This is a genomic window from Rhizobium nepotum 39/7 (assembly GCF_000949865.1).
Taxonomy (GTDB): domain Bacteria; phylum Pseudomonadota; class Alphaproteobacteria; order Rhizobiales; family Rhizobiaceae; genus Agrobacterium; species Agrobacterium nepotum.
This window is the reverse complement of record NZ_JWJH01000020.1, coordinates 74,940-96,320: the sequence shown is the minus strand read 5'-3', so window position 1 is coordinate 96,320 and position 21,381 is coordinate 74,940. Positions and strand designations below refer to the sequence as shown.

At 60.1% G+C, this 21,381-nt stretch carries 21 protein-coding genes and 1 pseudogene; 9 read left to right on the top strand and 13 right to left on the bottom strand.

Annotated elements, in window-relative coordinates; translation table 11 throughout:
• Positions 1–138: 138 nt before the first annotated feature.
• Positions 139–1,047 (bottom strand): AraC family transcriptional regulator, encoded by a 909-nt coding sequence (locus RS75_RS20220; RefSeq protein WP_045023804.1) that lies wholly within the window; start codon positions 1,045–1,047, stop codon positions 139–141.
• A gap of 190 nt (positions 1,048–1,237) precedes the next feature.
• Between RS75_RS20220 and RS75_RS20215 the strand changes: the two genes are divergently transcribed.
• Entirely contained in the window at positions 1,238–2,284 is a 1,047-nt protein-coding gene (locus tag RS75_RS20215) for an NAD(P)-dependent alcohol dehydrogenase (RefSeq protein WP_045023802.1), read from the top strand.
• Between the two features lie 236 nt (positions 2,285–2,520).
• On the opposite strand, the gene RS75_RS20210 is transcribed toward RS75_RS20215, so the two are convergent.
• Together RS75_RS20210 and RS75_RS20205 are read right to left on the bottom strand one after the other, a co-directional pair.
• Positions 2,521–3,786 carry an NAD(P)/FAD-dependent oxidoreductase gene (locus RS75_RS20210; RefSeq protein ID WP_045023801.1) on the bottom strand — a complete coding sequence of 422 codons (1,266 nt, stop codon included), beginning with the start codon at positions 3,784–3,786 and terminating at the stop codon, positions 2,521–2,523.
• A gap of 71 nt (positions 3,787–3,857) precedes the next feature.
• Positions 3,858–4,613: a pyridoxine 5'-phosphate synthase gene (locus RS75_RS20205; protein ID WP_045023800.1), complete on the bottom strand. Its 756-nt coding sequence runs from the start codon at positions 4,611–4,613 to the stop codon at positions 3,858–3,860.
• Between the two features lie 233 nt (positions 4,614–4,846).
• On the opposite strand from RS75_RS20205, the gene RS75_RS20200 reads away from it, so the two are divergent.
• Positions 4,847–5,542, top strand: a complete 696-nt coding sequence (locus RS75_RS20200; RefSeq protein ID WP_045023799.1) for a MerR family transcriptional regulator — start codon at positions 4,847–4,849, stop codon at positions 5,540–5,542.
• Between the two features lie 109 nt (positions 5,543–5,651).
• Here RS75_RS20200 and RS75_RS20195 read toward each other — a convergent pair whose 3' ends face one another.
• The 3 genes from RS75_RS20195 to RS75_RS20185 form a co-directional block, all read right to left on the bottom strand.
• Entirely contained in the window at positions 5,652–6,779 is a 1,128-nt protein-coding gene (locus tag RS75_RS20195; RefSeq protein ID WP_045023798.1) for an ATP-dependent DNA helicase, read from the bottom strand.
• Positions 6,780–6,855: 76 nt separating this feature from the next.
• Entirely contained in the window at positions 6,856–7,338 is a 483-nt protein-coding gene (locus tag RS75_RS20190) for an SRPBCC family protein (RefSeq protein ID WP_045023797.1), read from the bottom strand.
• Entirely contained in the window at positions 7,335–7,694 is a 360-nt protein-coding gene (locus RS75_RS20185) for an ArsR/SmtB family transcription factor (protein ID WP_045023796.1), read from the bottom strand. The genes RS75_RS20190 and RS75_RS20185 overlap by 4 nt, the downstream gene beginning before the upstream one ends.
• A 142-nt stretch (positions 7,695–7,836) precedes the next feature.
• On the opposite strand from RS75_RS20185, the gene RS75_RS20180 reads away from it, so the two are divergent.
• From RS75_RS20180 to RS75_RS20165, 4 genes are all read left to right on the top strand, one after another.
• The gene (locus RS75_RS20180; protein ID WP_052679719.1) at positions 7,837–8,217 is read left to right on the top strand and encodes a COG4315 family predicted lipoprotein; all 381 of its coding nucleotides are present in this window, start codon (positions 7,837–7,839) and stop codon (positions 8,215–8,217) included.
• Entirely contained in the window at positions 8,201–8,758 is a 558-nt protein-coding gene (locus RS75_RS20175) for an RNA polymerase sigma factor (RefSeq protein ID WP_045023794.1), read from the top strand. The genes RS75_RS20180 and RS75_RS20175 overlap by 17 nt, the downstream gene beginning before the upstream one ends.
• Positions 8,755–9,540: an anti-sigma factor family protein gene (locus tag RS75_RS20170; RefSeq protein WP_045023793.1), complete on the top strand. Its 786-nt coding sequence runs from the start codon at positions 8,755–8,757 to the stop codon at positions 9,538–9,540. The genes RS75_RS20175 and RS75_RS20170 overlap by 4 nt, the downstream gene beginning before the upstream one ends.
• A 181-nt stretch (positions 9,541–9,721) precedes the next feature.
• Complete coding sequence (locus RS75_RS20165; RefSeq protein ID WP_045023791.1) at positions 9,722–10,567, top strand: aldo/keto reductase; 846 nt, start codon at positions 9,722–9,724, stop codon at positions 10,565–10,567.
• Positions 10,568–10,751: 184 nt separating this feature from the next.
• Here the strand turns inward: RS75_RS20165 and RS75_RS20160 are convergent, their stop codons facing one another.
• The 4 genes and pseudogenes from RS75_RS20160 to RS75_RS20145 form a co-directional block, all read right to left on the bottom strand.
• A complete protein-coding gene (locus RS75_RS20160) occupies positions 10,752–11,285 on the bottom strand; it encodes an SRPBCC family protein (protein ID WP_045023789.1) in 534 nt (177 codons plus the stop codon).
• Positions 11,278–11,646, bottom strand: a complete 369-nt coding sequence (locus tag RS75_RS20155) for an ArsR/SmtB family transcription factor (RefSeq protein WP_045023788.1) — start codon at positions 11,644–11,646, stop codon at positions 11,278–11,280. Before RS75_RS20155 ends, RS75_RS20160 begins: the two co-directional genes overlap by 8 nt.
• Positions 11,647–11,779: 133 nt before the next feature.
• On the bottom strand, positions 11,780–12,352 hold the full coding sequence (ilvN, locus tag RS75_RS20150) for an acetolactate synthase small subunit (RefSeq protein WP_045023787.1): 573 nt from the start codon (positions 12,350–12,352) through the stop codon (positions 11,780–11,782).
• A 19-nt stretch (positions 12,353–12,371) separates the two neighbouring features.
• A pseudogene (locus RS75_RS20145) lies at positions 12,372–14,187 on the bottom strand (acetolactate synthase 3 large subunit).
• A 381-nt stretch (positions 14,188–14,568) separates the two neighbouring features.
• On the opposite strand from RS75_RS20145, the gene RS75_RS20140 reads away from it, so the two are divergent.
• Positions 14,569–16,581 carry an ATP-binding protein gene (locus RS75_RS20140; protein WP_084687119.1) on the top strand — a complete coding sequence of 671 codons (2,013 nt, stop codon included), beginning with the start codon at positions 14,569–14,571 and terminating at the stop codon, positions 16,579–16,581.
• 9 nt (positions 16,582–16,590) lie between these two features.
• Here the strand turns inward: RS75_RS20140 and miaA are convergent, their stop codons facing one another.
• Positions 16,591–17,487, bottom strand: coding sequence for a tRNA (adenosine(37)-N6)-dimethylallyltransferase MiaA (miaA, locus tag RS75_RS20135; RefSeq protein ID WP_045023785.1), 897 nt, complete (start codon positions 17,485–17,487; stop codon positions 16,591–16,593).
• On the opposite strand from miaA, the gene serB reads away from it, so the two are divergent.
• Both serB and RS75_RS20125 read left to right on the top strand, forming a co-directional pair.
• The gene (gene serB, locus RS75_RS20130; RefSeq protein ID WP_045023784.1) at positions 17,486–18,376 is read left to right on the top strand and encodes a phosphoserine phosphatase SerB; all 891 of its coding nucleotides are present in this window, start codon (positions 17,486–17,488) and stop codon (positions 18,374–18,376) included. The two genes, miaA and serB, sit on opposite strands and share 2 nt — an antisense overlap.
• Entirely contained in the window at positions 18,373–18,945 is a 573-nt protein-coding gene (locus RS75_RS20125) for a GNAT family N-acetyltransferase (protein WP_045023783.1), read from the top strand. Before serB ends, RS75_RS20125 begins: the two co-directional genes overlap by 4 nt.
• 24 nt (positions 18,946–18,969) lie before the next feature.
• On the opposite strand, the gene RS75_RS20120 is transcribed toward RS75_RS20125, so the two are convergent.
• On the bottom strand, positions 18,970–19,719 hold the full coding sequence (locus RS75_RS20120; protein ID WP_045023782.1) for an SDR family oxidoreductase: 750 nt from the start codon (positions 19,717–19,719) through the stop codon (positions 18,970–18,972).
• 89 nt (positions 19,720–19,808) lie between these two features.
• On the bottom strand, positions 19,809–21,353 hold the full coding sequence (locus tag RS75_RS20115) for a Do family serine endopeptidase (RefSeq protein ID WP_045023780.1): 1,545 nt from the start codon (positions 21,351–21,353) through the stop codon (positions 19,809–19,811).
• Positions 21,354–21,381: the final 28 nt, after the last annotated feature.

The following is a 21,381-nucleotide window of genomic DNA, read 5'->3' as shown; positions in this document are numbered from 1 at the left end:
AGGCTCGATTAATGTACCGTACGGTACGGTTCGAGCGCCATTTAAGCGGAGGCAGCTTGTCCGTCAAGCGGTTTCTGCAAAGGCGGGCAAGAATTGACGCGTTGCGGCAACTGGATGTGCTGCGCCATATATGGCCAGTTACCCAGTCGCGCTTATCTCGCGCGATGCGTCAACGTCGCGCGACGGCGATAGTCCGTAAAAGCGACTATATTCCCGGCTGAATTGTGAGGGGCTCTGGTAACCGACGCGATGGCCGGCGGTGCCGGCATCCAGCCGCTCCAGCAGCATCAACCGGCGTGCCTCATGCAGCCGCAGCTGCTTCTGGTACTGGATGGGCGTCATGGCCGTTATCGTCTTGAAGTGATGATGAAAGGACGACACGCTCATGCCGATATGTTCGGCAAGATCCTCGATACGCAGCTGGCGCGCGAAATTCTCGCGCAGCCAGGCAATGGCGCGGGCGATCCGGTTCCCCTGGCTGCCGGCAGCAACGATGTTCATCAACTGCCCGCCCGCCGGTCCCGTCAGGATACGGTAGAGGATTTCCTGCTCGATCAGCGGCGCCATGGCCGCAATGTCCGCCGGACGGTCAAGCAGGCGCAACAGCCGGATAGCCGCATCGAGAAGCTCCGGCGTGGCGGCATTGACCACCATGCCGCGCTGGCCGTTCGCCGGCTCCGCAGGCGGGTCGATTGGCATGCGTCGCATGAGATCGAGCAGCTTTTCGCTGTCGATCGCAAGCCCGATGCAAAAATGCGGCACCTCTTTGCTCGCCTCCACCACACGCCAGGTAACCGGCAGGTCGAGCGAGGTCAGGAGATAGTCGCCGGCACCGTAATTGATGGTATCGGTTCCGAGTTGAACGCTTTTCGACCCCTGGATCACCATTGCGAAACAGGGCCGGTAGCTGCCGTGGCATGGCGCGCTGGGCGTTGTACGCCGGCTGATGCCGAGGGATTCGATCGCCGTCTGCATCTCGCCATCGCGGGTAGCGTACCGCGCGGCGATGGAGGCGATCTCCTGATAGAGATTGAACGGCAAGGACATGGGGGAAATCCCTTAAATGAAGGAAGACATGCTTTAGATGCCACTTATCTAGAAAGCCAGCCGACTTCCGCAAAGAGTGCACGGAACATTTTTTGCAGGATCGTGCAAAAAGCTTGGAGGATCGCTCTAACGCCGCGCCACGCTTCCATTGCATATTCCGCCGTCCCCAACTCCCAAAAGGATATTTCAGATGGCTATTGCAAGAGGTTATGCTGCGACCGACGCGTCGAAGCCGCTCACCCCGTTCACCTTCGAACGCCGCGAGCCGAACGATGACGACGTCGTCATCGATATCAAATATGCCGGCATCTGCCACTCGGACATCCACACCGTCCGCAACGAATGGAAGAACGCCGTATTCCCGATCGTTCCCGGCCACGAGATCGCCGGCGTCGTAAAGGCCGTCGGCTCCAAGGTTACCCGGTTCAAGGTCGGCGATCATGTCGGCGTCGGCTGCTTCGTCGATTCCTGCGTCGGCTGCGCCACCCGCGACCTCGACAACGAGCATTATATGCCCGGCCTCGTCCAGACATATAACGACGTCGATCCGTCTACGAAGACAGCCACCCATGGCGGTTATTCCGACTCGATCGTCGTCAAGGAAGGTTATGTCCTGTCGATCCCGGACAACCTGCCGCTCGACGCTTCCGCGCCGCTTCTGTGTGCCGGTATCACGCTCTATTCGCCGCTGCGCCGCTGGAACGCCGGTCCCGGCCAGAAGGTTGCGATCGTCGGCATGGGCGGCCTCGGCCACATGGGCGTCAAGCTCGGTGCCGCCATGGGCGCGGACGTTACCGTGCTCTCCCAGACGTTGTCCAAAAAGGAAGACGGCCTGAAGCTCGGCGCGAAGGAATATTACGCCACCAGCGACGCCTCGACCTTCCAGAAGCTGGCCGGCACCTTCGACCTGATCATCTGCACGGCAGGTGTGGCAATCGACTGGAACGCCTATCTCGGCCTCCTGAAGCCCAAGGGCAGCATGGTCGTGGTCGGCGCGCCGGAACATGCAATCCCGGTCCACGCCTTCTCGCTCATCATCGGCGCGAAGAACCTGTCCGGCTCGATGATCGGCTCGATCAAGGAAACCCAGGAAATGTTGGATTTCTGCGGCGAGCACGACATCGTCTCGGAAATCGAGACGATCAACATCCAGGACGTCAACGAAGCTTATGAGCGGGTGCTGAAGAGCGACGTGCGTTACCGCTTCGTCATCGACATGGCATCGCTCGACGCTTGAGCCTTGGATTAGGGCAGGCTCGCCACATCCGCACTCCGTCACCCCGGACTAGATCCGGGGTCTAGCCAGCCCAAGTCCTTGGGCTGAAAAGACTCGTCTCGCCGCGCAGACGCGCGTCGGCTGGATGCCGGATCAAGTCCGGCATGACGGAGGAGTGGTTTGGCGCGCTGACCATAAACATGAGGGCGGGAAGCCGGTGCTTCCCGCCCTTTTTTTAATATCGGCCCACCCTGCCCTCAGGCCTCGTCCTTCAACGTCTCTTTCTGGGTAATCAGCCGCGCACTGTGCTGGCCGCTGAGGTAAATCCACAGCCAGCTCCACGCCACCGCAAGCCGCGAACGCGTTCCGATCAGGAAGTAGATATGGGCAAGACCCCAGATCCACCAGGCAAGCACGCCCTTGAGCTTGAACCTGCCGAAATCGATCACCGCCGCGCGTTTGCCGATCGTCGCCAGATTGCCCTGATGGCTGTAGCGGAAGGGCGATGGCGCCGGCTCTCCGGATAGCCGCGCCTTGATGACCTTTGCCACGTAAGCCCCCTGCTGCTTTGCAGCAGGCGCGATGCCCGGCACCGGCTTGCCGTTTTCCTGATTGACGGCGGCGGTATCGCCGATGACGAAGATATTGGCGTCGTCTTCCAGATTGAGATGCGGACCGACAATGGCGCGTCCCGCCCTGTCGGCGGCGGCGTTCAGCCACTTCGCAGCGGGAGAGGCCTGCACGCCAGCGGCCCAGACCACGGTGCGGCAGGGATAGAAGGTCTCGCCCACCGTCACGCCTTCATCGGTGCAGGCCGTCACCGGCGTGCCGAGCAGAACCTCGACACCGAGCTTTTCAAGCGCTTGCTTGGCATAGGCCGAAAGGTCTTCCGTGAAAACCGGCAGGACACGAGGCCCCGCCTCGACAAGCAGCACGCGGCTCTTTCTGGTATCCACATTGCGGAATTCCGGCGGCAGCGCCTTGTGGGCAAGCTCGGCGATCATGCCCGCCATTTCCACGCCGGTCGGGCCTGCCCCGATGATGACGAAGGTCAGCAGCGCCTGCCGTTCCTCTTCATTGGTGGCGAGTTCGGCCCGTTCGAAAGCCAGAAGAAGGCGGCGGCGGATCGTCGTCGCGTCTTCGAGCGTCTTGAGACCGGGTGCGGAACGCTCCCACTCGTCGTGGCCGAAATAGGCGTGGCGCGCACCAGTGGCCAGCACCAGCGTATCGAAGCCGATAACCTGACCCGAATTCAGATGCACGGTGCGTGCGCCACGGTCTATGCCGTTCACCTCCGCAAGCAAGGTCGTCACCTCCTTGCGGTCGCGGTAGAGGTGGCGGATCGGCCAGGCGATTTCGGATGTCGCCAGCGCCGTTGTCGCAACCTGGTAAAGCAATGGCTGGAACAGGTGATGATTGCGACGGTCGATCAATGTGATGCGGACAGGGGCCCCCTCCAGCCCGTGTACCAGTTGCAAACCGCCGAAGCCTCCACCCACGACGACAACATGATGTTCTTGCATATGTCTCTGCCTTCAAAAGCTCGCGCACGGAGCATGCGCCCGCCAATTATAGGCAAAAAAATTGACTTTGGTTATGAAATAGCCTGACCGCAGGCGCGACAAAAACGCCGGACTGTTTCAGCCATGCCATATTCCAGCGCATCCGCCGTCAACCCGTGGCCGATGGAGACCTCAGCGAGATAAGGTATGCGTTTCATAAGCTTGGGCAGGTTTGCTACAGTCAGGTCATGGCCGGCATTGACGGCAAGCCCGAGCGCTGCGGCGTAATCCGCCGTCTGTCCGAGTTTTTCCAGAAGCGCGTCACCCTTTTGCGGATCGTCAAAACAGCCGCCATAGGGACCGGTATAAAGCTCGATGCGGGCCGCACCCGTCTCAGCCGCCAGTTCCACCGCTTCGCGCTCACCGTCGCCATCGGCAAAAAGCGAGACCCGCATACCGCCAGCCTTCAGGCGACCAACGACCTGTTTCAGGAAAACAGCGTGTTTTTGAAAATCCCAGCCATGGTCGGACGTCGCCTGCGACGGATCGTCAGGCACCAGCGTCACCTGCTCCGGCTGGGTCTCTTCGCACAGAACGAGAAAATCCTCGGTCGGATAACCTTCGATGTTGAATTCCGCTGCGGGGAAACTGTCATCGATGAGCGCGCGCAGCACGGGCAGGTCCGAAAAGCGGATATGGCGCTGGTCGGGACGAGGGTGTACAGTCAGCCCGCTTGCCCCAGCCGCCAGTGCAATATGCCCGAAATACGCGACATCCGGCCATGGAAGATCGCGACGGTTGCGCAGCATGGCAATTGCGTTCAGATTGACGGAAAGTTTGGCGGGCATGGCATTGGGCTCCGGTTCGGAATCTACACCCTGTTTCACGCAGGTTGACGCCGACCGCAAGGAGGCCGATAAAAAATTTTAAGGATACGGGAACGAAAACAGGCAATACACGTTACGGTTCTTATGCAGTGTTCGGCAAAATGTCTTGATCAGAAGACAGGTCCGTGACGGGGAACAGGCAACGGATGCCATAAAAAGCAGGCACACTGTCAATAAGCGCGAAGGGGGAAACGATGCAGGATGGCAGGATGCCGTTTGAACACGGCGACGAGGACAAACCCAATCTAAGAATCAGCAGCTTTTTACCGGACATAAGCCTGCCCTCCTCCCTGCCCGCCGAACCGGTTCCCATCGCCGACATGGCCAACATCTTCGGAGTAACGCACCGAACCCTCCATTTCTACGAGGAAAAGGCGCTGCTGACCTCGAAACGCATCGGCCAGATGCGGGTCTATTCCCACCGCAACGTGCAGCGCATGGCAGTCATCAATGTCTGCCGCGAAGTGGGTATTTCCGTCGCGGCCATTACCGACATCATGGAAAAACTTGTCCGTTCGCTCTCGCAGGAGGAGGCGGACGAGATATTTCACGCCGCGCTGAGACAGCGGAAAAGGGAATTGACCGCCGAGCGTTCCACTCTTCAGCGTCAGGCCCAGCAGATCGAAGAACTGCTTATCGCCGACACCGATATGGATGGCTTCGACACCGCTGAGCGGAGCCCGGCCAAGGATATCGCGCTGACCGACGCGGAACGAAAATGCCTGGAACTGATGGCGGAAGGTTATGCGCCGGTACGGCTCGCCCGCGCGCTTGGTCTTTCGGGCACCGACCTCAATGTGCTGGAGGCGAAGATCATCGGCAAGTTCAATGCCAGCAACCGCTTTCAGGCGGTCGCCAAGGCGGTTTTGCTCGGTGTTATCCGCGCTTGAAACGGAGCATGTCCAGGAAAAGTGCGTCGCGGTTTTCCGTCCGGGCAATGCGCAAAATGAGAAGATAGAGCATTGATGACGATCCGGTGTTCACCGGAAATGCTCTATCTCAGCGAACGATGGTCAGGGTCTCCGCCGCGCGCGTAATGGCGGTATAAAGCCACCGTTCGCGTGAATCGCGAAAGGCATAGCTCTCGTCGAAGAGAACAACATTGTTCCACTGCGAACCCTGCGCCTTGTGCACGGTCAGCGCATAGCCGAAATCGAACTCGTCATAACGCTTGCGGGTGGTCCACGGAATTTCGGTCTCCACATCCTCGAACGCCGCCTTCAACAATTTGATCTTGGCCGCGCCGCGATCCATATCGTCGTCCTCGGGCCGGATCATCAGGTTGATGCCCGGTTTCACCGTCTCGCGCGAAGAACTCATGACCTGCCAGAGCGAGCCGTTCAGCAGGCCCTTGGTCGGATCGTTCCTCAGGCAAACCAGCTTGTCGCCGGATTGCGGATAATCGGCGGTGAAGCCCTTCAGCTCGCGAAGCCGCTGATTATAACGGCGGCGGGTGCGATTGGTGCCGACGAGCACCTGATCGGCATCGAGCACGAGCGATTGCGTCACCTCGGACTTGGAAATCACCTGCGCGGCCCCGTAATCGCCGCGCATGATCTCCCGGCCTTCCCGAACTTCCATGGCAAGATGGATGATGGGATTGTCCTTGGCCTGACGGTGGATTTCGGACAGCAGATAATCCGGCTCCTGCTCGGTGAAAAAGCCGCCGCCCGAAACCGGCGGCAGCTGTCCGGGATCACCGAGTACGAGGATCGGCGTGCCGAAACTCATCAGATCCTTGCCGAGCTGCTCGTCCACCATAGAACATTCATCGATGATGATGAGTGCCGCCTTGGCGAGCGGGCTCTGGCGGTTGATGGAGAACATCGGCGCGACGGACGTCTTGCCGGTCTCCTCATCTTCCACCGTTTCTTCGCCGCGCGGGCGGTAGATCAGCGAGTGGATGGTGCGGGCGTTGGTCGCCCCGCGCGAGCGCAGCACCTGCGCCGCCTTGCCGGTGAAGGCCGCAAACAGCACCTCACCATCGACGTTTTCCGCGAAATGTTTGGCAAGCGTCGTCTTGCCGGTTCCGGCATAACCGAACAGCCGGAAAACCGGCGTCCGGCCTTCCTTCAGCCAGCGGGAAACAGCCTTGAGCGCTTCGTCCTGTTGCGGTGAAAATAACATGCGCCCTCATCGCAGGATTCGAGCATCATGCGCAACAGAAAAAGAACGAAAGATGAATCGCACCGCGACAAAGGCCTCAATTGACCGCCTGCTTTTCGACAAGCTCAGCCAATTGCTCGGCAACCGTGTTCCAGCCGTCAAAGAAGCCCATCTCGGCATGCTTGTCACGATCTTCTGGGTTTCTGTGCATGGCATAGGCCACATATTCCATGCCATCGGGGTGATCGCGAAAACTCATGACGGCGGTGAGGAACGGGCGGGCGGACGGGCGAAAGCCCGATGTCAGCGCATCGGTGAAGATCAGACGCTCCTCGGCATCCACCGCCAGAAAACATCCGCTGATATGGTCGCCGAATGCCGTGCCATCCTCGCTGTAGCGCGTCTCGAACGCGCCGCCGGGGTAAAGCTCCATGCGCTCGACGCGGCATTTGCCGGGATGCGGCACCCACCATTGTTCGAGGCTGGCCTTGTCGGTCCAGGCGTTCCAGACGAGGCGGCGCGGCGCTCTTATGATCCTTGAAATCTTCAGATCGAGATCAGGATTGAAAGTATCGGTCATTTGTCATTCTCCCCTTTCCGTGAGGTCTTGTCCTGTTGCGCCATGACGAACTGTTCAAGCCGGTCCGTCCGGCCTTCCCAGATGGCATGCTGTTGCGAAAGCCAGCCCTCGAGCATCGAAAACCGCTGTTTTTCCAGTGAGCAGAACCGGACCCGGCCCTGCTTGCGCGTCACAATCAATCCCGCCTCTTCCAGCAGACGGATGTGTTTCATGAACGACGGCAGGGCCATGGCGAAAGGTTCGGCAAGCGTGCCGATGCTCGCATCCCCGCCGCCCAGCCGCAAAAGCACGGCCCGCCTGGTCGGATCGGCAAGAGACTGGAAGATGTCATTGAGCGCATCCGAATAGTTTTCCATAAGGCTAACTATCACGGCAAAACACTTAGCTCAATGGATAAGTTTAAAAATCACGGAAATCGCGCTTCGCCGGGGAATAATCCGGCGGCCTGCGGTGTCTCTTGATGTGCTGGCGGCAGATGCCGCTCGAACCAAGGAGGATATGTCCATGAAAATCCGCTTTATCGTTCCCGCCCTCGTTCTGGCTTTTGCCGGGACAGCCTATGCGGCCCCTGCGGTCGAAACGGTCAAGACCGAAAAAGGCAATGTACTTGCCGGCGAAAAAGGCATGACGCTCTACACTTTCAAGAACGACAAGAAGGGCGTATCCAATTGTTACGACAAATGCGCGGTGAACTGGCCGCCGTTTTTCGCAGCGACTGGTGATAAGGCCGAGGGCGCCTATTCCGTCGTGACGCGCAAGGACGGCAAGATGCAGTGGGCAAAGGATGGCATGCCGCTTTATTACTGGGTCAAGGACACGAAAAAAGGCGACGCTACCGGCGACGGTATGAACGGTGTATGGGATGCCGCAAAACCCTGATGGCATGAATGGCAAAACGCGGGGGAACCTCTCCCCCGCAGCCGGCACCTTCGAGGCGGAGATGCTGGCGCTGATACCCATGCTGCGGCGTTATTCCCGCAGCCTTTCCCGTTCCGACGCCGATGGCGAGGACCTTCTGCAGGACTGTGTGGAAAAGGCACTGACCAACAGAAGGCAGTGGCGCGGAACAGCTCTGAAATCATGGGCTTACACGATAATGACGAATCTTTATCGCAACCGCCATCGCACAGAGAAACGTCACCCGTCCGAAAGTCTCGACGGCCATGAAGAGATCGCCATTGCCGATACGCTCGGCGATACGCTGGAGAACGACCGGCTGCACGGCGCTCTGGCGCTTCTTTCGCCCGAGATGCGGGCGGTGCTGATGCTGGTGACGGTGGAAGGTTACAGCTATCAGGAGGCGGCCGAGACATTGTCGATCCCCGTAGGCACCGTCATGTCCAGACTGTCCCGCGCCCGCGAAACCCTTCGCCAGCACTTGGCGGCGGACAATATCATTCCCCTGCGGAGACCACGATGACAAGGCCCGACGCCATAACCGAAGACGATCTGCACGCCTATGTCGACGGGCTTTTGTCCGATGATGACCGCGCGGCTGTCGAGGCATGGCTGACCGAAAGGCCGGAAGAGCAGAGCCGCGTGCAGGACTGGAAAAAGCAGGCCGAAGCCCTGCGAAACGCATTCGCCACCTATGCCGCCGAACATCCGCACGACACCGCGATGCTGAACCGCAAAACAGGCTCCACATGGAGGCCGAAGCCGTTTCTTCCTCGGACGGCGGCCGCCTTGCTGATCTTCGCGGCAGGTGCCGCAGCCGGCAGGTTTTTGCCGCAGTCCCTCTCCACGCCGCAGGACGTGGTACTGGCATCGCTGACGACGGACATTCCCGCACAGGCGAAATCGGCCTATCTCATTTACGCTAGCGAAGTACGCCACCCCGTTGAGGTCGGAGCCGGGGAGCAACAGCACCTTGCGACATGGCTCGGCAAGCGGCTCGGTTATCCCTTTGCGATCCCCGATCTCTCCAAACTCGGATATGATCTCGTCGGCGGACGCCTCATCCCCGTCAGCGGCAAGCCTGGCGCGATGCTGATGTATCAGGACAAGACCGGCCGCCGGGTGACGGTGCTGATCGGCCATAACGAGGAAAATCGCACCACCAGCTTCCGCATGGCGAGCGCCGACGGCATCGAGACCTTTTACTGGATCGACAACGAACTCGGTTATGCCGTTTCCGCCGAACTGACACGCACCGAAGTGCAGAAGATCGCCGAGGAATGTTACCGCCAGTTCCCGACGTAAGAGCGTCTATTTCAGCACAACGAAGGTTCCGATAATCGTGGTCTCCGCCGGACCACGATCAAACCAGCCGGACAGAACGACAGGCGAGGTCAATTTTTTTATGGATCGATCCCCTCCGTGTCGGGTTTGAGAAGTCTGGACAACAGGCTATTCTCCCTTTGACAAACGCTGGAGCAAACCAATGTATGACGACATGCCTTCCGTCACCCTGCCATCCGGAAAAGAGGTTCCAGCCCTTGGCCTCGGCACCTGGAACATGGGGGAGGTGAGATCGTCCGCTCCGCAAGAGATCGAGAGCATCCGCAAGGCGATCGATCTCGGCATGACATTGATCGACACGGCCGAAATGTATGCCGACGGCCGATCCGAACAAGTGGTCGGCGCGGCGATTGCCGGCCGGCGCGATGAGGTGTTTCTGGTCAGCAAGGTCTATCCCTGGAACGCCAGCGCCAGAGGCACCGTGGAGGCTTGCGATCGCAGCCTCGCAAGGCTCGGCACCGACCATATCGATCTTTATCTGCTGCACTGGCGCGGCGAGCATCCGCTCGCGGAAACAGTGGCGGCTTTCGAGCGGTTGAAAAAAGACGGCAAGATCGGCGACTGGGGCGTCTCCAATTTCGACACCGACGACATGGAAGAGCTTTTCACGGTTGCGGATGGCGAAAAGTGCGCCGCCAACCAGGTGCTCTACAACCTGTCCCGGCGCGGACCGGAATTTACGCTTCTGCCCTGGTGCCAGCAGCACGGCGTGCCGCTGATGGCCTACTCCCCCATAGAGCAGGGCCGCATCCTCAAAAACCACGAACTCATCCGTATCGCCAAGGCCAATCAGGCAACGCCGGCGCAGCTGGCGCTGGCCTTTCTGCTGGAAAGAGAAGGCGTCATCGCCATCCCGAAATCCGCCAGCGCCGCCCGCGTGGAGGAAAACCGTGGCGCGACCGATCTGGAGATCACCGACGAGGACTGGGCCGCGCTCGACGCCGCCTTCCCGCCGCCGACGCGAAAGATCGCGCTGGAAATGCTTTGATGGAACAGAGCGTTAACGGGGTTTTCGGAATCGGACGCTGAAGCGGTTGAATCGGAATGTGAACGCTGCGGATCAAGACCGGGGCGCTCACATCGATCAGGCAATCGTATCTTTCCAAGCGTTCCCTGAAGCGGCAGTAACGGCGCGGTGCTCCGCGCCGTCATGCGAAAGCACCTGCGGCGCTTTACGACGGTATGCGGCGATCATATTCCTTTTTCAGTTCCAGCCAGGCATCCCAGAAGGGCTCCGGTTCCTTTTCCTGAAGGCGAGCGGCAAGAACATCGAGATGCGCGTGCCAGCCGGCGCTGACATTGAGCCTGGTCGAGCGCTCCGCCAGACGGCGGTGGACCAGCGTCAGAAGCACTTCCTTGCCCAGAGCCTGAAGCTCGATAGACACTTCCGCATTCTCGCCCCAGCTGAAGACGAGGCGGTGCGGCGGAACAACGGTGATGATGCGCGACGCCATCTTGTGTTCTCCGGAAAAACCTTCGGGGCGGTTGCCCGGCGGATCGGAAAGCTCGTCGTTGCGCCAGACCAGTTCGAACGGCGCATCGGGCGCAAGTTTCATTTCGCCGGATGCCAGCCACCGGCGGCGAAGCTCGCTTTGTGTCAGATAGGCCCACACCCGTTCGATCGGTCCGGGCAGAAGCCGCTCGATCTTCAGGGTCGTCGGTTCGACGAGTTGGCCATAGGTGTCAGACATTGCAATATCAGCCATTGTCATTTTCTCCATCTGCAGGGGATTTTCCCTGTTCATCCTCCCTGAGCATCTGCTCAAGAATATCGAGGCGGCTGTTCCAGAACTGCCGGTAGAAACTCAGCCATTCATCCGCCTGCGCCAAGGGTTCCGGTGCAAGGCGGCAGACATGGGTGCGCCCCCTCACCTCGCGGCGGATAAGCCCTGCGTTCTCCAGCGCCTTGATGTGCTTCGACACCGCAGCCAGCGATATATCGAACGGCGCGGCCAGCTGGCTTACCGTTCGCTCGCCAAAGGAAAGATCGCGTAGCATCGTGCGCCGCGTGGCGTCACCAAGGGCATGAAAGACAGTGTCGAGTTGTGGAACAGATAATTCAACCATGTTGTTGAATATAGGCCGCCGATCCCAGAAGTCAACCATATGGTTGAATATTAATCCGCGAAGAAAATTCCATAAAAAAACCCGCGGTGAACCGCGGGCTTGATATTCTGAAGCGTAGTTCGAAGGCGGAGACTTACATCCCCTGCGAACCGCGGTTCATCGCCGCAATGCCCGTGCGGCAGATCTCGATCAGGCCGAGCGGCTTGATGATGGCGACGAACTGGTCGATCTTCGACGACTTGCCGGTGATCTCGAAGATGAAATGCTCCACCGTCGCGTCGACTACCTTGGCCTGAAACGCATCCGCAAGGCGCAGCGTCTCGGCGCGGGCATCCCCCGAGCCGGCGACCTTGATGAGCGCCACTTCGCGCTCGATCGGCCGTTCCTGCCCGAGTTCACGGGCGCGAACGGTGAGATCGAGAACCCGATGCACCGGCACGATGCGTTCCAGCTGCGCCTTGATCTGTTCCAGAACGAGCGGTGTGCCGCGCGTGACGATGGTGATGCGCGACAGATGCGCCTCGTGCTCGGTTTCCGAAACCGTCAGGCTTTCGATGTTGTAGCCCCGGCCGGAAAACAGGCCGATGACGCGGGCGAGAACGCCCGGCTCGTTGCTGACCAGAACCGACAGCGTGTGATTTTCAACGGCAGCCGTTTCCTTCTGGATGAAGTAGGCGGAACCGGTGGGTTGTAGGTGTGCGTTCATGTCCTTTTCCTCTCCCGGCTCAGACTAGCTGACGGCCCTTGGCATCGATTGCGTTGGCAACAGCTTCATCCGTCGCCTCGTCCGGCAACAGCATCTCGTTATGGGCTTTACCAGACGGGATCATCGGGAAGCAATTGGCGAGGTTGGCGACACGGCAATCGAAGATGACCGGCCTGTTGACCGCGATCATCTCGGCGATCTTGTCGTCCAACTCCCTGGATCTTGTCGTCCAACTCCCTGGGGTTGTCGCAATACATGCCGCCCCCGCCATAGGCTTCCGCCAGCTTGACGAAGTCAGGCATGGCTTCGGTATAGGAGTTGGACAGGCGGTTGCCGTGCAGCAATTGCTGCCATTGCCGCACCATGCCCATATACTGGTTGTTCAAGATGAAAACCTTCACCGGCAGGCCGTACTGGATGGCGCAGGACATTTCCTGGATGCACATCTGGATCGATGCGTCGCCGGCAATGTCGATGACCAGCGCATCCGGATGCGCGACCTGAACCCCGATTGCCGCCGGCAATCCATATCCCATGGTGCCGAGACCGCCCGACGTCATCCAGTGGTTCGGCTCCTCGAAGCCGAAGAACTGTGCCGCCCACATCTGGTGCTGGCCGACTTCGGTGGTGATGAAGGTCTCGCGTCCCTTCGATGCCTCGTAAAGACGCTGCAATGCATATTGCGGCATGATGACATCGTTGGAATTCTTGTAGGCAAAGGAGTTGCGGGCGCGCCAGCGCTCGATCTGCAACCACCAGTCCGCCGTCTGCGCTTTTTCCGGCTTCTTCGGCAAGGCACGCCACAGGCGAACCATATCCTCCAGAACATTGCCGACATCGCCGATAACAGGCACGTCGACACGCACGGTCTTGTTGATCGAGGACGGATCGATGTCGATGTGGATCTTCTTGGAGTTCGGCGAAAACGCATTGAGGCGTCCGGTAATCCGGTCGTCGAAACGCGCGCCGACGCAGACCAGCACATCGCAATCATGCATCGTCATATTGGCTTCGTAGGAACCGTGCATGCCCAGCATGCCGAGCCAGTTCTTGCCGGAAGCCGGATAGGCACCGAGACCCATCAGCGTCGAGGTGATCGGGAAACCGGTCAACTCCACCAGTTCGCGCAGCAGCCTTGTCGCCGCCGGGCCGGAATTGATGACGCCGCCACCGGTGTAGAAGACAGGTTTTTTCGCCTTGGACATCAATTCGATGGCAGCGTGAATGGCATTGAGGTCGCCCTGGACCACCGGCTTGTAGCTCTTCTGCTGGATGGCGGCGGAAGGCGGCGTGTAGGTGCCGGTGGCGAACTGGATGTCCTTCGGAATATCGACGACGACCGGACCCGGACGGCCCGTCTGGGCGATGCGGAAGGCCTCATGGATGATGCCCGCCAGTTCGTTGACGTCCTTTACCAGCCAGTTGTGCTTGGTGCAGGGGCGCGTGATGCCGACGGTATCGCATTCCTGAAACGCATCGGAACCGATCAGCGACGTTGGAACCTGGCCGGAAAGGCAGACGAGCGGAATGGAATCCATCAGCGCATCCTGAAGCGGCGTCACCGCATTGGTGGCGCCAGGACCAGACGTGACGAGCATGACGCCGACCTTGCCGGTGGAGCGGGCATAACCTTCTGCAGCATGACCGGCACCCTGCTCGTGACGCACGAGAATGTGCTGGATGTCTTCCTGCTGGAAAATCTCGTCGTAGATCGGAAGCACGGCACCGCCGGGATAACCGAAGATATGTTCGACGCCGTTGTCCTTCAGCGCTTTCAGAACGATCTCCGCACCCGTCATGCGATTGCTGTTATCCGTATTGTCCTTATCCGTCATTGCCTGTTTCCATCCCGCTTTGGCTTTGGATATCGAGGAGCCCGAGGGCCTGTTTGAAGACATAAAAAAAGGCCCCTAGAGGAGCCTCGTTCAGCGCATGGGTGCTTTCGCCGGATGGTTACACCATCCTGCCCATGCGCCGTCCCACCACGATAAGTACGTTAAGATTTTTCATGGGTCGGAGTGTTAGCCAGAAAAGCGTGAGCCGTCAACGCATATTGGGGGAAAAATCGGAGCCCGCTTCTTTTATTGCGAGAAATGCCATGCTGGCGAAATTTTCGAACGCAATCGGTACACATGTTGTTAAATATAATCTTTTATGATCGAAGACGCAGATACTGCCCGCACCACCGCGATCATCCGCATGTACCGGGATAAGACGTGAACAACGACGAGTTTCATAGAGCGTCCCGCATGGACGAAAACGAACGGCGATCCGGCCAGCAACCGGCAAACCGCATGCTGGGCCGCGTCATCGCCTGTAACGGCGCCCATGCGACCATCGCCGCCGAAACCGAGACAGGCTCAACCGATGTCGCTCAGCTCTGGTCCGTCGGCCGCCTGATTTCCATCGAAATGGGAACGAGCCGTGTCGCGGCGCTGGTATACGCCATGCGCACCGGCGAAGAACACTGGTCGTCGGACAGGCCGAACAGGCTGCTGATCGACGTGGAACTCGTCGGAGAAGTCTTTCGCACCGAGGACGGCAGCGAGCGCTTTTCCACCGGCATTTCCCGTTACCCCTATCTTGGCGCGGTGGCGCACCGCATCCGCACGGGCGACCTTGCCAAGATTTATGATGGCGGCAAGCGTGACAGCTGCGTCATCGGCAAACTGACGCAGGACGACACGATCGGCGCGACCATCAACATCCAGCAGATGCTGGCGAAACATTTCGCCGTCGTCGGATCGACGGGCGTGGGCAAAACCACCGCAGTTTCCCTGCTTTTGAACAAGGCGATCGAGACCGATCCGAAGCTGCGTGTCCTCATTCTCGATCCGCACAATGAATTCGCGGCCGCTTTTCCCGATCATTCGGTTGTCATCGATACCGATACGCTGGATCTCCCCTTCTGGCTGATGCGCCTTGAGGAATTCGCGGAAGTGGTCTTCCGGGGCCGCAAGCCGGTGCCGGAAGAGATGGACGTTCTTCGCGATCTCATTCCGGAAGCGAAAAAGGCATTCCGCGGCACTGACGGGTCTGCCGTTCGCCGCACATCCGACAAAAGCGCGATCACGCCGGATACGCCGGTGCCGTACCGCATGGCCGATCTTCTGGCTCTCATCGACGAGCGTATCGGGCGGCTGGAAGGGCGTGACGAAAAGCCGGCGCTGCGCTCCCTGAAGGGCCGTATCCTCTCGGCTATCAACGATACGCGCTACAATTTCATGTTCTCCAGCAATACGATCAGCGATACCATTCTGGAAACGGTGGCGCATATCTTCCGTATTCCCGGAGAAGGAAAGCCGATCTCGGTTTTCCAGCTGTCCGGCATCCCATCCGAAGTGGTGAACTCGGTGGTCTCCGTCCTCTGCCGCATGTCGTTCGAGCTTGCGGTCCTGGCGCGCGGCTCGCTGCATATGCTGGTGGTCTGCGAAGAAGCGCACCGTTATGTTCCGGCCGACCCCGAACGCGGCTTTTTTCCCACCCGACAATCGATCGCCCAGATCGCCAAGGAGGGCCGAAAATACGGCATCTCGCTCGGCGTTATCAGCCAGCGCCCGAGCGAACTGGACCAGACCATCCTGTCGCAATGCTCGACCGTTTTCGCCATGCGGCTTTCGAACGAGATCGACCAGAAGATCATTCTGTCCGCGGTACCGAACGCTTCGACATCGACCACCAGCTTTCTATCATCCATCGGCAATGGCGAGGCCATCGCCTTTGGTGAGGCGGTGGGCGTGCCGATGCGCATGCGTTTCGACCGCGTACCCACAGTCAAACTGCCGAAGGCGAGCGGCATGGTCAGCCACACGTCCCACGAAACGCCCGATACGGTCGACCTGAACACCATCGTCACCCGCATGCGCTCTGTAGCCAAGCCGGTCATCACAGGCTTTCAGCAAAGCGTCGAAGCGGCCTTTTCCGATCTGCCGGAACCGGTGGCCATGCCCAGAGAGACGGATGATATCGATCGCTGGAAGCGCGAACTGGGCACGACCACAACGGATGGCTACGAGCCTTACCGCCCGGACATGCTGCCCGGACGCGCGACCTCAGCGCCGCAAAACCCGGCGGCTGTGGTGGACACCGCCTCCGGCGCCGTCAACGAATTGCGCAAGGCCGGTTTCCAGATGCACGCGCAGAATGGCCTGCCGCCCGGCGATGCACGCCCGTCACTGCGGGAAAGCCTGCTGAAGAAGCCGCTCGGCAGTCTCTACCGGAAGGATTGACGCTGGCCTTCACGGCTGGATACGGGTCCAGTCCGGTCCCATCTGGTTGCGAAACCATGTCATCTGCCGTTTGGCATATTGACGGGTCGCGGCCGCCGATTTTTCGATCACCTCAGCCTCGCTCATGCGACCAGTCAGCATATCGGCGATCTGGGCAACGCCGATCGCCTTCATTGCGGTCGCGTCAGGCGCAAGGTTCAGGGCGAGAAGGGCTTTCACCTCCTCCACCGCGCCGCTCTCCATCATGGTTTCGAAACGACGGTTGATGCGGTCGTGCAGCACCGGCCTTTCCGGCAGGACGACAAATTTTTGCGCCCGATCCGGATCGACGATCACCGGGCCACTGGCTTTTTGGAAATCCCGGATCGATTTTCCGGTCGCCTCGATCACTTCAAGCGCCCGGACGATCCGCTGGCCGTCCCCCGGCTGAAGCCCTTCCGCCATGGCAGGATCGCGCAGCGATAGTTCCGCATGAAGAACGACCGCCCCCTCTTCGATCAGCCGGGCACGCAGCCTGTCGCGTATGTCGTCGGGAATGGCCGGCATATCGGAAAGGCCACCCGTCAGCGCCTTGAAATAAAGCCCCGTGCCGCCGACGATGACGGGAAAACGCCCTTCATTGCGCAAATCATCGAGCAAGGCCGAAATCTCACGCAACCATTCGCCCGTCGAATAGAGGTTGCTCGCCGGCACATGACCGTAAAGCAGATGCGGCACGCCTTCCATTTCTTCTTGGGATGGCCGCGCGGTCAGCACCCTCAGCGTGTCATAAACCTGCATGCTGTCGGCATTGATGACGACGCCGTTGCGCTCCCGTGCCAGACGAAGCGCAAGCGCGGACTTGCCGCTTGCCGTCGGGCCGGTTATCAGGATCGCATCAAAATTCTCATCAAGGTTTTTCATCATGGCTTTCGTTGCCACGCTTATCGCCAATCCGTCAAATCCTGTTCTGACACCGGCCCTCGGCGAAGCGGCCGCAAAGGCCGTAAATGCGTCGGGTCTCTACTGGCTGGCCGACGGCATCGCCTGCGATATCGCCCTGCCCGAAGGAACCGATGCGACGCAGGCGCGCAACGCGCTTACCGGCGCACTTGCGGGCCAACCGGTCGATATCGTCATTCAGGAACAGGACAAGCGGCGCAAGAAGCTTCTGATTGCCGATATGGATTCAACCATGATCGGCCAGGAATGCATCGACGAGCTAGCGGCGGAAGTCGGGCTGAAGGAAAAGGTTTCCACGATTACCGCCCGCGCCATGAATGGCGAGATCGCTTTCGAACCGGCGCTGCGGGAGCGTGTGGCGCTGCTGAAGGGTCTGCCGGTCTCGGTCATCGACGACGTCATCGAAAAGCGCATCACGCTGACATCAGGCGGCAAGGAACTGATCGCCACCATGAAGGCGAAGGGCTACTACGCTGCTCTCGTTTCCGGCGGCTTCACCGTGTTCACCGGCCGCGTCGCGGCCATGCTGGGTTTTGACGAAAACCGCGCCAATCTTCTCGGCGAAGCCAATGGTGAACTCGACGGCACCGTTGCCGAACCGATCCTCGGCAAGCAGGCCAAGGTGGATGCTCTGAACGATATAGCCGCAAAGCTCGGCATCTCGCCGGAAGAGGCGATGGCCGTCGGCGATGGCGCCAACGATCTCGGCATGCTGCATCTGGCCGGTGCGGGCGTTGCCCTGCACGCCAAACCGGCCGTTGCCGCCGAGGCGCAGATGCGCATCGACCATGGCGATCTGACCGCGCTTCTTTACATCCAGGGCTACCGCAAGACGGATTTTGTCGTTCCATGATCATCCGCGAAACACAAAGGCTCATTCTGCGCGAGTGGAAGGAGAGCGACCGCGATCTGTTCCGCGAAATCAATGCCGACGAAAAGGTCATGGAATTTTTCCCCTTCCGCCGCAGCCATGCGGAAGCGGACGCCGTCCTCGAAACCATCAATGGCATGATCCGTGGCAGCGGCTACGGCTTTTATGCCATGGAACTGCGCGAGGCCGGCGAAGTCATGGGGTTCTGCGGCATATCGCCGGTCATGAACCTCGATCCGCCCTTCCCGCTTGGAACCATGGAGATCGGCTGGCGGCTGGCCACCCGCTTCTGGGGCTACGGCTATGTTACCGAAGCCGCCCAATCGCTTCTCGTCATGGCCTTCGACGAAAAGGAAACGCCGGAAATCGTCTCCTTCGCCGTTCATAACAACCAGCGTTCAACGCGTGTGATGGAACGCATCGGCCTCAGGCGTGACCCTTCGCGCGACTTCGACCATCCGCGTGTGCCCGAGGATAGCCATCCGCATTTGCGCCCACATGTGACCTATGCGTTGACATTGCAGGAGTGGCGGGAACGACAGGCGCAATAACGCCCTCGCCCGCCACACCCAAACTTATTTCACCGCCGCATTGCCGCCATCGGCAAACAGGGCCGACCCGGCGACGAAGCTCGACATCGGGCTGGCGAGGAAGAGCGCAGCCTGCGCCAGTTCTTCCGGCTCTGCGATGCGTTTCATCGCATGCAGGCCCGCAGCCCATTCCTTCTGGGCCGCGTCTCCGGCCATGGGCGTATCGACCCCGCCCGAAAGCACCGCATTGGCGCGAATGCCCTGCACGGCATAATCGGCGGTAATGCCTTTCACCAGCCCCATCAACGCGGCCTTCGATGTGCCATAGGCCGCCATGCCCGGTATGCCGGCACTGGTGCCGACGAAGCTGGAGGTGAAGACGACCGAGCCGCCGCCCCGCTTCAACATCAACGGAATCTGACTGCGCGCGCCTAAAAATGCGGAGGTGAGATTGGCGGTGAGCACATGATCCCACTCCTCGAGCGAAATCTCCGCAAGCGGCTTCATGGCGCCGACCGCGCCGGCATTGTTGACGGCGATATCGAGACCACCGAAGACGGTCAGGGCGGCATCCGCCAGCCGGGAATGGGTTTCCGCCAGACCGACATCACCCACGACCGTGTGGACACGAGCGCCGGACTGGCGAATAGCCGTGGCTACCTCCTCCAGCGCCGCCGCACCGCGCGCATTGATGACGACGGCCGCACCCTGTTCGGCAAACAGCCTTGCCGTCGCCCGGCCGATGCCGGATGACGCGCCGGTGATGATGGCAACCTTGTTTTCGAGTAATTTCATATCCTTGGCCTCCTGTGTTCGGAGACCAAGGGATAGAGACTGCGCCTACCCGCAACCACCCGATTCCTGATGGATCGGGCGAAAGGCGTTTATTCCAGCGGCAGCGCCACGACGCGCAGATTGCCCTGCGCATCGGCAACCATCATATGCGCATTCTTGCGGCCCTCGGATTTCAGGCCGTTGACGCGCACCAGCACGTCGCCCGGAACCTCCATGAAGTCCTGTCCGACCTCGACGATGACATCGCCCGCCTTCATGCCCTTCTGTTCGGCCGACGAACCCGGCTCGACGCTGGCGACGAGCACGCCTTCGACGCTTTCGGCAATGCCCTTTTCCGTCCGCAACTCATTGCTCAGCACCACGAGGTTCATGCCAAGTACGCGCTGCGGCGCTTCGCGCACCTCCGGCGTCTGGTCCTGAGCCTGATCGTCGGCGCCGCCCTTATCTTCCGGCACCACTACGCCGCCGTCGCCGTCTTCGGCCTGCGGATCGTCGGTGGCGGCCTTTTCATCCGGCACGTCCTGCAACTGGCCGAGCGTCACCTTGACGGTTTCTTCCTTGCCGTCACGGAAGATCACCACATCGACCTCCTTGCCGACCTGGCTTTCCGCCACGATCCTCAGGAGGTCACGCATCTCGTGAATATCCTTGCCGTCGAATTTCAACACAACGTCACCGGCCTCGATCGGGCCATTTTCCACCGGACCGCCCTTGGCCACGCCGGAAATCAACGCGCCCTTGGCGGTTTCCATGCCGAGGCTTGCGGCCACGTCGTCGGAAACCGGCTGAACGCGAACACCGAGCCAGCCACGGCGGGTCTCGCCGAATTCGATGAGCTGCTGCACGATATTCTGGGCAAGTTCCGTCGGAACGGCAAAACCGATACCGATCGAACCGCCGCTCGGCGAAATGATCGCCGTATTGATACCGATAACCTCACCCTTCATGTTGAAGAGCGGGCCGCCGGAATTGCCCTTGTTGATCGCCGCATCCGTCTGGATGAAGTTGTCATAGGGTCCGGCATTGATGTTGCGGCCGCGCGCGGAGACGACGCCGACGGTCAGCGATCCGCCGAGGCCGAAGGGATTGCCGATGGCCATCACCCAGTCGCCGATGCGCATGCTGCGCGAATCGCCGAATTTGACGGCCTTCAACGGAGCCTTCGGTTCCACCTTCAAGACGGAAAGATCGGTTTTCGTATCGGTGCCGACCAGCGTTGCCTTGAGCTTCGAACCGTTCGGGAAAATCACCTCGATGGCATCCGCGCCCTCGATGACGTGGTTGTTGGTGACGACGTAGCCGGCCGGATCGATGACGAAGCCGGAGCCGAGTGAATTGACCTTGTCGCCGCCTTCCGGTTTCTGGTTGTCGAAATAATCCTTGAAGAACTCCTGGAAAGGAGAGCCTTCCGGCAGCTTCGGAGGAACGGGCCCCTTGCCGTCGGTCTTGACGTTCTGCGACGTCGAAATATTCACCACCGCATCGAGAAGCGGCGCGGCGAGATCGGCGACCGATTCCGGCCCATGGCTCTGCGCTCTCGCCGCAACCGGTGCCGAAAGGCTACCCGCCATAAGCGCGATGCCCGCGACTGCGGCAATGCTGCTGCGAAAAGGCGAAAGAAGGGTCACGGCCATAAGCGTCCTCGCGTTTCAAATAGTCTCG